Below are 12712 nucleotides of genomic sequence, written 5' to 3'. Positions count from 1 at the left end.
CGCCTCTCACCCAAGGAGCTTCCTGGCCCGAATGCCGCGCATCGTCATGAAATTCGGCGGCACGTCGATGGCCGGCATCGAACGTATCCGCAGCGTTGCGCAGCGCGTCCAGCGGGAAGCGGCGACAGGCAACCAGGTTCTGGTGGTGGTGTCGGCGATGGCGGGCGAGACCGACCGCCTCGTCCAGCTGTGCCGGGAAGCCGCGCCGCTGCACGATCCAACCGAATATGATGTGGTGGTCGCCAGCGGCGAGCAGGTGACTGCCGGTCTTCTCGCGATGACCTTGCAGGCGGCGGGATTGAAGGCGCGCAGCTTTATGGGCTGGCAGCTAGTCCGTGCCTCCGGCATCCATGGCAACGCCCGCGTCGAAGCCGTTGAGGCAGTCACGCTCGACGAGGCGCTGACCGGCGGCACGGTCGCGGTCATTCCCGGCTTCCAGGGTGTCTCAACCGATGGCCGGCTTGCGACCCTGGGCCGAGGCGGGTCGGATACGTCTGCCGTGGCGATCGCGGCGGGGGTCAAGGCCGACCGCTGTGACATCTACACGGACGTGGATGGCGTCTACACGACCGATCCGCGCATCGTGCCGAGGGCGCGCAAGCTGACGCAGGTGACCTTCGAGGAGATGCTCGAGCTCGCGGGCGTCGGCGCCAAGGTGCTGCAGGTGCGCTCGGTCGGGCTCGCCATGCGGGAGAAGCTGCCGTTGAGGGTGCTATCCGCATTCGAGGACCTGCCGGGCACCGATATCGTTGCCGAGCTTTCGGGAGATAACATGGAACGGAACTCAATCGCCGGCATCGCCGCGGATCGGAACGAGGCGCGGATCACGCTGACGGGCGTGCCGGACAAGCCCGGCACCGTCGCGCAGGTCATCACGCCGCTCGCCGATGCCGGCATCGCCTTCGACATGATCGTCCATGCGGCGACGCCCAACACCGGGTCGTCCGACCTTACCTTCACCGTGCCTCGCGCCAGTCTTGCTCAAGCCATGTCGGTCATCGAAGGTCTGAAGACCAAGATCGGTTATGCGTCGCTCGTCCATGACGATGCGGTGGCGAAGGTTAGTATCGTCGGCGTCGGCATCCGCTCGAACCCGCAATTGGCCGCGAAGATGTTCGAGGTTCTGGCCGAGCGGCAGATCAATTTGCTCGCCGTCTCCACCAGCGAAATCAAGGTCAGCGCGCTGATCGGCGAGCAGGAGCTGGAGCTCGCGGTGCGCGTGCTTCATTCCGCCTTTGGCCTCGACACGGAGCGCGCGGCATGAGCGGCGAGGGGCTGATCGCCGAACCACGCGCCGTCCACGCTTCGATGGGCCATGAGCGTCTCAAGGAGCTGATGCATCGGGGTACCGAGTTCCTCGGCTGCGACGTCGCGATCATGTGCGGCGCGATGAGCTGGGTATCGGAGCGCAACCTCGTTTCCGCCATTTCCAACGCTGGCGGGTTCGGGGTGATCGCGTGCGGCGCAATGACGCCCGAGCTGCTCGACACCGAGATCACCGAGACCAGGGCGCGCACCGACCGGCCCTTCGGCGTGAACCTCATCACCATGCACCCGCAGCTGAGCGAACTGATCGACACTTGCGCGAAGCATCGGGTCGGCCACGTCGTGCTCGCGGGTGGCCTGCCGCCTTCCGGTGCGATCGACCGCATCAAGGCAAGCAGCGCGAAGCTCATGGCGTTCGCGCCGGCGCTCGCGCTGGCGAAGAAGCTGATGCGCTCCAAGGTCGATGCGTTGGTGATCGAGGGAATGGAGGCTGGCGGCCATATCGGGCCGGTGTCGACCTCGGTCCTCGCGCAGGAAATCCTGCCCGTCGTGGCGAAGGACATTCCGGTGTTCATTGCCGGCGGTATCGGCCGCGGGGAGGCGATCGCTGCCTATCTGGAAATGGGCGCGGTGGGCGTTCAGCTCGGCACCCGCTTCGTCTGCGCCACGGAGAGCATTGCCCACGCCAACTTCAAGAAAGCGTTCATCCGGGCGTCGGCGCGCGACGCCATTCCGAGCGTACAGATCGACCCGCGCCTGCCCGTCATTCCAGTCCGCGCACTGAAGAACCGCGAGATGGAGAATTTCGCTGCCAAGCAGCGCGAGGTCGCGCAAAAGCTGGACGAAGGCGCAATCGAGATGGCTGAAGCGCAGCTCCAGATCGAGCATTATTGGGCGGGCGCCCTCCGCCGAGCGGTGATCGACGGCGACGTCGAATCCGGATCGGTCATGGCCGGCCAGTCGGTCGGCATGGTGACTCGCGAGGAGCCCGTCGCGGCAATCATCCGGGAATTAATCGACGAAGCGGCGGCCGCACTCGAAAGTCGGGGCTAGACTTTGCACACAAGCGCCGAAATGGCGAACGGTTGAATCATCCCTCAAGTTCGGTCTCTGCTCAGCAATGAAGACATCGGTTCCCAAGCTTAGCGATTTCCTGCGCTTGGATCAGCTCGAGCTCGAGCTGGTCGAGAGGATGACGATCGAGACCCGCCAATTCCGGCGGCACGATATCATCCGGGCGCAAGGGGAACCGGCACGGGAGATATTCTACCTCGCGGAAGGCTGGGTCGGCGCATGCGTCGATATCGCGGCGGGTTCGCGGCAGATGGTGAAAATCCACCTGCCGAGCGACCTGCTAGGGACGCCGAGCCTGGTCCTCGATGGTGCCGCCGAAACGCTACTCGCTTTAAACGCGGTCACGGTCGAAGTGATCCCGGCGAGCGAGTTCGCCAAGCTGTTCATGAGCGTGCCACGCCTTGCGTCCGCCATGTTCCTCGCCGCCCAAAAGGAGCGCGTGATGCTGATGGACCGGCTGACCTCTGTCGCGAGGACGACCGCCATGCAGCGCCTGGCGGCCTTTCTGGTGCTTCTCCACCAGCGGCTTGCCGTCATCAACGGCAAAGCCGAGCCGGCCTTTGACCTTCCGCTGTCCCAGGAAGAGCTGGCGGATGTGCTTGGCATCACACCGGTTCACGCTAATCGAACCGTCGCGCAGCTTGATGAGACAGGCCTGATCGAACGGAAGGGCCGCCGGATCACGATCCGCGATCTTCCTGGCCTCCGAAGCCTCGGCGCGGTTCCGGAACGCCGGTTCGAATGCGACCCGCAATGGAAGGTCACGGTGCCCGGCACGGGGTGGCGCTCCGCGCGAGCATAGCGACGAACACCTAGTCCGTGGCATCGCGGCGGCGCATCTGATAGCCGATAGAAATGCCGCTTACCGCCGCCGCTTCCGCTCGCGAGATCCTGACGGGTCTTCACGAGGTCATGGCCAAGCGCGGCTCCGCGCAATCAAAGCTCGACCGCGTCGTCGACCTGATCGCCGAAGCGATGACCAGCGACGTCTGTTCGATCTACCTCCTACGCGACAATTCGCTCGAGCTGTTCGCGACCCACGGCCTGCGCAAGGAAGCGGTGCACGTCACCAAGCTCCGCATGGGCGAGGGTCTCGTCGGCACGATCGCGGCATCTGGACGTATTCTCAACCTCGCCGAAGCCGCCGAACATCCCGCCTTCGCGTACAGGCCGGAGACGGGCGAAGAACGATTCCATAGCTTCGCGGGCGTGCCGATCGTGCGGCTTGAGAGCCCGATCGGCGTCCTCGCTGTCCAGCACGCCGAGCCGCGTCGCTACGAGGAAGTCGAGATCGAGGCTCTGCAGACGGTGGCGATGGTGCTGTCGGAGATGATTGCCGGTGCCCGGCTGGTCGACGGTGCCAAGCGCGGCCGCCTGCGCAGCGCCGGTCCCCTACGACTGACTGGCTTGAGATTGGTAGCAGGCATGGCCCGCGGCGAGGCCGTATTCCACGAGCCGCGGGTGGTGGTCGAGCACACCGTCGCCGAGGACACGGAGGCCGAGCGGGCGCGCGTCTATTCAGCATTCCGTCGCATGCGCGAGCAAATCGACACCATGGCCCGCGAGGCCGAGTTCGGCATGACCGGCGAGCATCAGGAAATCCTCGAGACTTACCGGATGTTTGCCTACGACGAAGGTTGGTCGCGGCGAATCAACGAAGCGATCGACAGCGGCCTGACCGCCGAAGCTGCTATCGAGCGGGTTCAGCAACGCACCCGTGCCCGCATGCTCGATATCGACGACCCGCTTCTTCAGGAGCGGATGCACGACCTTGAAGATTTGTCGAACCGCCTGCTTCGTATCGTTTCCGGCCGGCTCGGGACGGCGGCGCAGACCGGGCTGGCGCGCGACACCGTGTTGATCGCCCGGAACCTCGGGCCCGCCGATCTCCTCGAATATGACAAGAGGCGGCTCAAGGCGGTGCTTTTGGAAGAAGGCTCGCTCACCTCGCACATGACGATCGTTGCGCGCGCGATCGGCGTTCCGGTCATCGGCCGATTGTCCGATATTCGCCATAGCGTCGAGGAGGGCGAAGCGATCCTCGTCGATGGCGACGCGGGCAGCGTCATCGTCCGCCCCAACCGCGCGCTGGTATCCGGTTTCGAGCATCGCATGGCGATGAGCCAGAAGCGGCAGGCGCAGTTCGCCGCGATTCGAAGCCTTCCGGCCGAAACGAGCGACGGCGTCCACGTCAGCGTAATGGTCAATGCGGGCCTTGCCGAGGATGCAGCGACCCTGTCGATGTCCGGCGCAGACGGGATCGGCCTGTTCCGCACGGAGTTCCAATTCCTCGTCTCTGCGACCTTGCCGGGACGCGAACGGCAGCAGCGGCTCTACACCAAGGTTCTCGACGCGGCGGGCGACAAGCCGGTCGTTTTTCGCACGGTCGACATCGGCGGCGACAAGGCGCTGCCCTATCTCACCGACATCCAGGACGAAGCCGAGAACCCGGCGATGGGCTGGCGCGCGCTTCGCTTGTCGCTCGACCGCACGGCGTTGATGAAGTCGCAGGCCCGCGCCCTCATTGAGGCGGCGCCGGGCAAGGTCCTGCGAGTCATGTTCCCGATGATCTCGGAGCCGTGGGAGTATGAAGAGGCGCGGGCCCTGTTCGAGGAGCAGATCGCCTGGGCGAGAAAGGCAAAGAGGGCGATGCCCTCACGCATCGAATTCGGCGCCATGCTGGAGGTGCCGAGCCTTGCCGAAATGCTCGACCAGTTGCTTCCGCGCGTCGATTTCCTGTCGATCGGGACGAACGACCTCACGCAATTCCTGTTTGCGGCCGACCGCTCCGATCCGCGTCTTGCCCAGCGCTATGACTGGCTGAGCCCGGCGATCCTTCGCTTCCTCAAGCGCGTGCTCGACCAGGCGCGCGCGGCAAATGTGCCGGTGCGGGTGTGCGGAGAGATGGCGGGGCGGCCGCTCGAAGCCATGGCACTCGTCGGCATCGGCGCCGAGAATTTCTCGATCACGCCGGCGGCCGTCGGCCCCGTCAAGGCGATGGTGCGCTCGCTCGATGCGGCGGCCATCCGCAACAAGCTCGACCGGCTATTGGTCAAGCCACCGCGCGACATGCGCAAGACGCTGACCGACTGGGCGCGCCGCCACAGCGTCACAATCAGTTGACAGCTTCGGCTCAGCGCTCAAACAGGACCTATGCCCAAGCGCGACACTGAAATCGAAGCGATCGACGAGCAACTGACCGAAGCCGAGGTGCCGACAGTCGGTGAACAACTCCGCACGGCTCGCGAAAAGACCAAGCTCTCCCTCGACGACATCGCGGCCCAAACCCGCATCCCGCGCCGGCATCTCGAAAGCATCGAGAATGCCGAGTGGGATGAGCTTCCGGCGCCGACCTACACGATCGGTTTCGCCAAGAGCTATGCGAGCGCCGTTGGCCTCGACCGGGTGGAGATCGGCGACCAGCTCCGGGCTGAAATGGGCGGACAGCGTTTCACCGCCAACACGATGGAGTCGTTCGAGCCGGCCGATCCGCGCCGAACCATGCCCAAGTCGCTCGTGCTTGGCATGATCGCTGCCGTGATCGTCCTCATTGCGCTGATGAGCTGGCTGAACCAGCGCTCGCTTCAGCAGCCCGACGAACCGATGAATACGGCCGCCGAGGGGCCCGCAGCTGAGACGAGCGCGCAGCCGCAAGCCGCCGCGCCGTCTGCACCGGCCCAGGGGCCGGTAGTCCTCACCGCAACGGCGCCGGTCTGGTTCCAGGTCAGCGAGAAGGGCGGCGCGTCGCTCTTCTCCGGCACGCTTCAGCCAGGGCAGACATACGCGGTGCCGGCGACGGCCACGGCTCCGATGCTCAAGACCGGCAAGCCCGAAGCGCTCCGGATCAACGTCGGCAATGCCGTCGCGCCGCCCGTCGGCCCTCCAGCGACGACGGTGAACGTCAGCCTGCTGCCGGCGAGCCTTTTGCATCAGGCAGACGCTGCCCCGGCAGCCGCGCGACCCGCGCCCCAAGCGACGACGCCTGCCCCGCCGCCGAAACCGCGGGTCGGCCGCCCGCGTGTCGAGCAACCCGCACCAGCGCCCGCTGCGCCGCCGCCAGCGGAGACCACGCCGGCAACGAGCAACACGGGCGAATAGATTCATCGCCGCGAAAGCCGCGGCGGCTCACAATCGCGTGACAGGGTAAGCGTCGGGGAATCATCGTGAAGTCATTGGGTTCGATTACCGTTCTGGCGGCTGCCACGTTCGCGCTGCTGCCTGGCTCCGCAGCCTTGGCCCAGCGGCAGCAAGTCACTCCCGAACAGCGTATCGAGCGGCTCGAGCGGCAGGTCGACCAGGTTCAGCGCCAGGTGTTCCCGCGCGGACGGCCCGCAGACACGGCCGGTTTCTCCACCGAACCTGCGGCGACGCAGTCGTCGGTTGCGACTCTCGACCAGCGCCTCGACGCGCTCGAACGACAGATGGCCGACCTCCTCCGCCAGTCGGAGGAGAACGGACACCGACTGCAGTCGCTGGAAGCCGATGTCGCCAAGTCCCGGACCGATCAGGATCAGCGCATTGGTGCGCTGGAGCATCGCGTCAGCGCGGCGGCGACCGTCGCGCCTGTCGTCCAGCCGGTCGTCCAGGAGCCGGCGTCTTCGAAGCCGACAGCCAAGCCGGGCACGACGAAGCCGGCGCCGGGCAAGTCCGGAACCAAGGCAGAGCCGACTCCTGCATCCGTATCGACCACGACGGCCGCAACGCCAGAAGGCGATCCGGGCGAGGTCGCCTACACGCAGGGATTCAAGCTCTGGGAAGCGGGCGATTTCGACGGCGCGATCGCGTCGCTTCGCTCTTTCACCGCGGCTTATCCCAAGCACCGCCGAGTCAGCTACGCCAACAACCTCATCGGCCGTTCGCTGATGAGCAAGGGGAAGATGCAGGACGCTGCCGCAACCTTCCTCGCGAATTACCGTAACAACCCCGCAGGCGAGCGCGCCGGCGACAGCCTCTACTATCTCGGTCAGGCAGCAATGCAGCTCGGTCAGCCGGGACAGGCCTGCAAGGTCTATCAGGAATTCGATGCCATCTACGGATCGAAGGCGCGCGCCGACCTCAAAAAGCAGGTCAGCGACGCCAAGGCACAGGCGCAGTGCAGCTGATGTGCTAATGCGGCCGGGATGGTACCCGACGCCGCACTGGTCGAACGCTTCAAGGCCGACCTCGACAAGTTAATCGATCCGCGCGAGCGCATTGGAGTCGCGGTTTCCGGTGGCCCGGACAGCGTCGCGTTATTGCTTCTTGCTGCAGCGGCCCGACCGGGAAAGGTTGAAGCCGCGACGGTCGATCATGCGCTTCGTCCCGAAAGTGCTAGGGAAGCAGCGCAGGTCGCTGAGCTCTGCGAGAACCTGAACGTTGGCCACCAAATCCTCACCGTGGACTGGCCGCAAAAGCCGGAGACTGGGATCCAGGAGCGGGCCCGCGCGGCGCGCTACAAGCTGCTGGGAGCGTGGGCGCAGGATCGCGGGCTGCGGGCGGTGGCGACCGGGCATCACCTCGACGACCAGGTCGAAACGCTAGTCATGCGGCTCAATCGCGGGTCCGGTGTTCGCGGCCTCGCGGGTATGGGTGCGAAAGGAGCGGTACCAGGCTCGCGCATTCTACTGGTTCGCCCTTTGTTGGGCTGGCGGCATGTGGAGCTCGAGCAGCTATGCCGCGACGCTGGCTCGCTTACGGCTCACGATCCCAGCAACGACGACACCCAATATGAGCGCGTGCGTGTCCGCCAGGCGCTGGACAGAGCAGACTGGCTTGATCGGGAGGGTCTCGCCGCGAGCGCGACCAATTTGCGGCGCGCCCATGCCGCATTGAATTGGGCCAGCGCGCGTGAATGGGATCATTCGGTGTTCGATGCCAACGGCGAGCTGCTCTACCGCGCCGGCGACGCACCATCGGAAATCCGCCGCCGGATCGTCGCGCGGGCCATCGGCCAACTCGCGACCGAAGGGCGTGGCGCAGAGCTTAGGGGCCGCGAGCTGGACCGTCTCCTCGAGGCTCTCGCCGGTGGTGAGACGACGACGATCCGAGGCGTGTTATGCTCGGGCGGGAAAGACTGGCGGTTCTCCAAGGCGCCGCCGCGGCGAGGCGGCTAAGCGACCACCGCAGCCGCAAAGGCCGCCGGTTCATCCTCCTCGGACAGCTCAAGCGTGTCGTCGGCGATCACCGGCTCTATGCGCTGGATCGGGTCGAGCCTGTCGGGCTGGCGGGGCAATGGCGCCCATTTTCCATCCTGCTCGCGTACCAGCAGGATGTGACAGCGCTTGCAGTCGCTGATCCAGAACTGATGCTTTTCGTCGAACGCCGCCCGGCTTGCGGAGCGGACGTGGCCGAAAAGGTGACAGCGTAAGGTCATTGCGAAAAGCGGCTCCTCACCGCACAACCTGCGAGTCTCTGGGAAATGTTCCGTGAGCGGATTTGTTTCGTGAACTGCTGTTCAGCTTGCTGCCATGGGTCATGGTGCGCCAGGCAAAGGGGGAAGCATGCTGACTGCAATCCTGGTTCCGCTCGGCCTGGCGATACTGTTCTTTGCGGTCATTCTCGTTCGTTCGGCCTTGGAGAAGCGCGCGCTGCCTTCCCTGGAGGCTGCAGCGGTGGGAGCGATCGTCAGCTTCTTCGATACTTTGGGTATCGGCTCGTTCGCGCCGACTACGGCCTGGCTGAAGCTTCGAAAGCTCGTTCCTGACCGCCTTATTCCGCCTACTCTGCTGGTAGGCCTGACCCCGCCGGCAATGGCCGAGAGCATCATCTTCCTCATTCTACTCGGCGTGCTGGTTGATCCTGTCCTCCTGTTCGGATCGTCCATCGCGATCCTTCTTGGTGGCTTGCTAGGCGCACCTTTGGTGGTGCGGACGCGGGTGTGGATCGTTCAGATGACGGTTTCGATCGGCCTTGTTCTGGCAGCGGCAGCCTACGCCGGGTTGAATCGGCACTGGTTTCCTGGTGGGGGTACCGCGTCGTCCCTCTCTCCGACGCTCACTATCGTCGCTATTGCGGCTAGCTTCGGCTTCGGGATTCTCCTGAACTTCGGCGTTGGGAATTACGCGCCGACGCTAGTGATCCTCAGCCTGATGGGTATGGACCCGCGCCTCTGCTTCCCCATCATGGCCGCCGGTGCATGCTTGTGCGGTGCGGGCGCCAGTGTCCGGCACATCCGAATTGGGCAGATCGACCTCAGGGTCGTGCTCGGACTTGCGATCGGCGGCATTCCGGCCGTGCTGGTCGCCGCCTTCATCGTAAAGAGCATGGAAGTAGAGACCCTGCGGTGGCTGGTAATCGTGGTCGTCCTCTATGCCGCAGCGATCATGGCGCATTCGGCGATCAAGGGCCGGCGTGAGCACAAGGCCGAATCGGCGACGGCAGCCGTTACGCCGGCATGACGCGACCGCGCGCCTTCAATCGAGATTTCAAGAAATACGACCAGGTTCGCAAGGCGCACACCTATGGCCTGGCCGAGCATGAGAGTGATGAGTTCGACGAAGATTATGAGATTGCGACGCTCGACTTGGAGCCGTTCCTGCGCGGCGACGCCTCCGACCGCGAGCGTTTCGCGGTGGAATTCGGCGCCGCATTACAGGAAATCGGCTTCGCGGTCCTGACCGGACACGGCGTCGATCCCGCGCTCTATCAAGACGCCCACGACGACACGCTCGACCTCTTCGAGTCGACGTCGCCTGAGCAGAAGATGCGGTTCCGGGCCGAACGTCACGGGAGTGTCAGCCAAGGCTATTTCCCGATTGAGCAGACGAGCGAAATCCATCCCGATCTCGTCGAAGGCTGGGTCTGGTGCCGCCGGGCCTTCGATGTTCCGCAGCGGCGGACGAGCGCCTTTCGGGTTGAAGACTATTGGCCCGTTGCCGGCTACGAACAACGCTTTCGTCGGCTGGTGCTGGCGCACGAAGCCCTCTTCAGGCCAATCGCGCAGGCGATGCTTCAGGGGATCGGTTGCGACCCTCATCTGCTCGACGACAGGCTGACCGGCACGAATTTCGGGCTTCGTCTCAACTACTACCCGCGAATGACGGAGGATCAGGTGCGCTCAGGCGCCGGCCGCCTGCTTGGCCACGAGGACGTCGACCTCTTCACGATCCTTCCGGCCACCAGAATCGACGGGTTGCAGGTCTGGAATCACCGCTCGGGGAAATGGGTACGGATGCGCGCGCCGACGGGGTCGGTCGTCATTAACACGGGCGACTACATGCAGCGCCTGACCAACGACCGGCTGCCGTCGACCACCCATCGCGTCGGCAAGCCCAGCGACGGCTCGCATCTTACCACCGCCCGCGTGTCGTTCCCGACCAACGTCTATTTGTGGGAGGACGAGATCCTCGCCGTTTTGCCAGGCCTTGGCCCCCCGAGATATGAGCCGATCCAGGCCATCGCCTTCCACACCTTGAGCACGGCAAAGTTCTACGGCGACGACTATGCGGTGGACGCGACTACCAAGGGGGCGGAATGATCAGGCCGCCTGCTTGCTGCTTTCTCTGTCGTCCACTAAGCGCCCTGCCGGTCTAAGGGGAAAAGAATGTTCGCTTGGTTTCAGCGGCTGCTGCCCAAAACGGGCGACTTCTTCGGTATGTTCGAAGCGCATGCGGCGACGCTGGTCAGCGCCTCCAAGTCGCTCTCGAAGCTCGTCGATGGCGGCACGCCGCACAAGGAGCATATCGGGGACATCAACCGCTTCGAGCATCAGGCCGACGAAATCATTCGTCAGGTGCTCCGCACCGTCCGGCGCACCTTTTTGACGCCGTTCGACCGTGGCGCGATCACTTCGCTCATCGGGGCGATGGACGATGCCGTCGATGAAGTGCAGGCGACGGCGCGGGCCATCGACACCTACGATATCGCCCGCTTTACGCCGGAGATGAAGCAGATGGTGGCGATGATCGCGGAGCAATCCTCGCTCGCCGCTGAGGCAATGCCGCTGCTGCGCGACATCAGCAGCAATGGTGCCCGGCTCCACGCCATCACCGAGAAGATCGTTCGGCTGGAGGGCGATGCGGACGAAGCCCATGCGGCCGGTCTCAAAAAGGCTTTCCAGGAGAATGCCGGAGAGCCGATGCAGTTCATCGTCGCGCGCGAAATCTACAAGCATCTGGAGCGCATCACCGACGCGGTCGAGGACGTCGCTAATGAGATCGACGGCGTCGTCATCGATCATGCCTAAGACGGCCGGCTGATGCACGAGCTCGCGCTGCCGCTGCTGATCGGCCTGATCGTCGTCGCGCTCGCATTCGACTTTCTCAATGGGCTTCACGATGCAGCCAATTCGATCGCGACGGTGGTCGGCACGCGGCTTCTGAGCCCTGCGCTTGCCGTTGCGTTCGCGGCCTTCTTCAACTTCGGCGCCTACTTCCTCGCGCTGCAATGGCCGGAGCTTCACAAGGTTGCCGACACGATCGGCAAAGGCCTCGTCGACAAGGATCTGATCACGCCCGCCGTCGTCTTCGGCGCGCTCGTCGGCGCTATGTTCTGGAACGTGGTCACCTGGCTTAAGGGCATTCCGTCCTCGTCGAGCCATGCCTTGGTCGGCGGAATCGTCGGCGCGGGCGTCGCTCATGCAGGCATAGGCAGCATTCAATGGGCCGGCCTCAATAAGACGCTCATCGCCATCGTCCTTTCGCCGACGCTCGGCCTCATTCTCACCATGGCGATCATGCTGGCGACGAGCTGGATGGGCGTTCGCGCCAGTGTCAGGGGCGCAGAGCGAACGTTTCGCGGTCTCCACCTCGTGTCGGCGGGCGCCTATTCGCTGGGTCACGGCCTGAACGATGCCCAGAAGACGATGGGTATCATCAGCGTGCTTCTCTATTCGACCGGCCATTTGAACGGCGAGTTCCACGTGCCCCATTGGGTGGCGCTTAGCTGCTATGTGGCGATCGGCCTGGGCACCCTCACCGGAGGGTGGCGAATCATCGAAACGATGGGCACGCGCATTACCAAGCTCAACCAGCACCAGGGGTTCTCCGCCTCCGCTGCCGGGTCGGTGATGCTTTTCGCGGCGTCCTACCTCGGCATTCCGGTGTCGACGACGCACACGATCACCGGCTGTGTCATCGGCGCCGGCGCGGCGCGGCGCGCTTCCGCGGTTCGCTGGGGTATTGCCAAGACCGTGATGGTAGCATGGCTCATCACCATTCCCGCCTCCGCGATCGTCGCGGCGCTGTTTTACTGGCTGGCGAGTGGGGATTTCGCCCGGGTCGGGCTCAGCATCGTGGTGTTGGCGCTCATCGGCTTCGCCTATTTCGTCTGGCGGGAGGTAAAGCTGCACCGATCCGGCATGGGCCGGCACGTCGGAATGGCGGCGAGCTTCGCGCTGGTCGCGGTCGCGATTGCGGTGCTTTTCGCCGCCCTTTCCTGAGGCTTAGAGACCGAT

Annotated in this window: 11 protein-coding genes and 1 pseudogene; 11 read left to right on the top strand and 1 reads right to left on the bottom strand. The window is 64.7% G+C overall.

Annotated elements, in window-relative coordinates; genetic code table 11:
* Positions 1 to 31 precede the first annotated feature (31 nt).
* The 7 genes from ABD704_RS07695 to tilS all read left to right on the top strand — a co-directional run bounded on the left by ABD704_RS07695 (position 32) and on the right by tilS (position 8432).
* The gene (locus ABD704_RS07695) at positions 32 to 1264 is read left to right on the top strand and encodes an aspartate kinase (protein WP_344699097.1); all 1233 of its coding nucleotides are present in this window, start codon (positions 32 to 34) and stop codon (positions 1262 to 1264) included.
* Positions 1265 to 1308: 44 nt separating this feature from the next.
* Positions 1309 to 2319, top strand: a complete 1011-nt coding sequence (locus ABD704_RS07690) for an NAD(P)H-dependent flavin oxidoreductase (protein WP_344700510.1) — start codon at positions 1309 to 1311, stop codon at positions 2317 to 2319.
* Positions 2320 to 2386: 67 nt separating this feature from the next.
* On the top strand, positions 2387 to 3142 hold the full coding sequence (locus tag ABD704_RS07685; RefSeq protein WP_344699096.1) for a Crp/Fnr family transcriptional regulator: 756 nt from the start codon (positions 2387 to 2389) through the stop codon (positions 3140 to 3142).
* Between the two features lie 53 nt (positions 3143 to 3195).
* Positions 3196 to 5463 carry a phosphoenolpyruvate--protein phosphotransferase gene (gene ptsP / locus ABD704_RS07680; RefSeq protein ID WP_344699095.1) on the top strand — a complete coding sequence of 756 codons (2268 nt, stop codon included), beginning with the start codon at positions 3196 to 3198 and terminating at the stop codon, positions 5461 to 5463.
* Between the two features lie 30 nt (positions 5464 to 5493).
* Positions 5494 to 6438, top strand: a complete 945-nt coding sequence (locus ABD704_RS07675) for a helix-turn-helix domain-containing protein (protein WP_344699094.1) — start codon at positions 5494 to 5496, stop codon at positions 6436 to 6438.
* A gap of 65 nt (positions 6439 to 6503) precedes the next feature.
* Positions 6504 to 7442 (top strand): tetratricopeptide repeat protein, encoded by a 939-nt coding sequence (locus ABD704_RS07670; RefSeq protein ID WP_344699093.1) that lies wholly within the window; start codon positions 6504 to 6506, stop codon positions 7440 to 7442.
* 18 nt (positions 7443 to 7460) lie between these two features.
* Complete coding sequence (gene tilS, locus ABD704_RS07665; protein ID WP_344699092.1) at positions 7461 to 8432, top strand: tRNA lysidine(34) synthetase TilS; 972 nt, start codon at positions 7461 to 7463, stop codon at positions 8430 to 8432.
* Here tilS and ABD704_RS07660 read toward each other — a convergent pair.
* A complete protein-coding gene (locus ABD704_RS07660; protein WP_344699091.1) occupies positions 8429 to 8692 on the bottom strand; it encodes a hypothetical protein in 264 nt (87 codons plus the stop codon). The genes tilS and ABD704_RS07660 overlap by 4 nt on opposite strands.
* Before the next feature lie 127 nt (positions 8693 to 8819).
* Here ABD704_RS07660 and ABD704_RS07655 point away from each other — a divergent pair, with 127 nt between their 5' ends.
* The 4 genes and pseudogenes from ABD704_RS07655 to ABD704_RS07640 form a co-directional block, all read left to right on the top strand.
* On the top strand, positions 8820 to 9716 hold the full coding sequence (locus tag ABD704_RS07655) for a TSUP family transporter (RefSeq protein WP_344699090.1): 897 nt from the start codon (positions 8820 to 8822) through the stop codon (positions 9714 to 9716).
* A complete protein-coding gene (locus ABD704_RS07650; RefSeq protein ID WP_344699089.1) occupies positions 9713 to 10795 on the top strand; it encodes a 2OG-Fe(II) oxygenase family protein in 1083 nt (360 codons plus the stop codon). Before ABD704_RS07655 ends, ABD704_RS07650 begins: the two co-directional genes overlap by 4 nt.
* Positions 10796 to 10861: 66 nt before the next feature.
* Entirely contained in the window at positions 10862 to 11503 is a 642-nt protein-coding gene (locus ABD704_RS07645; RefSeq protein ID WP_344699088.1) for a DUF47 domain-containing protein, read from the top strand.
* A 12-nt stretch (positions 11504 to 11515) separates the two neighbouring features.
* Positions 11516 to 12514, top strand: a pseudogene (locus ABD704_RS07640) (anion permease); the annotation flags it as partial.
* Positions 12515 to 12712 lie beyond the last annotated feature (198 nt).

Origin of the sequence: Sphingomonas limnosediminicola (assembly GCF_039537965.1) — a bacterium.
GTDB lineage: Bacteria > Pseudomonadota > Alphaproteobacteria > Sphingomonadales > Sphingomonadaceae > Sphingomicrobium > Sphingomicrobium limnosediminicola.
This window is presented reverse-complemented; position numbering and strand designations above follow the sequence as displayed.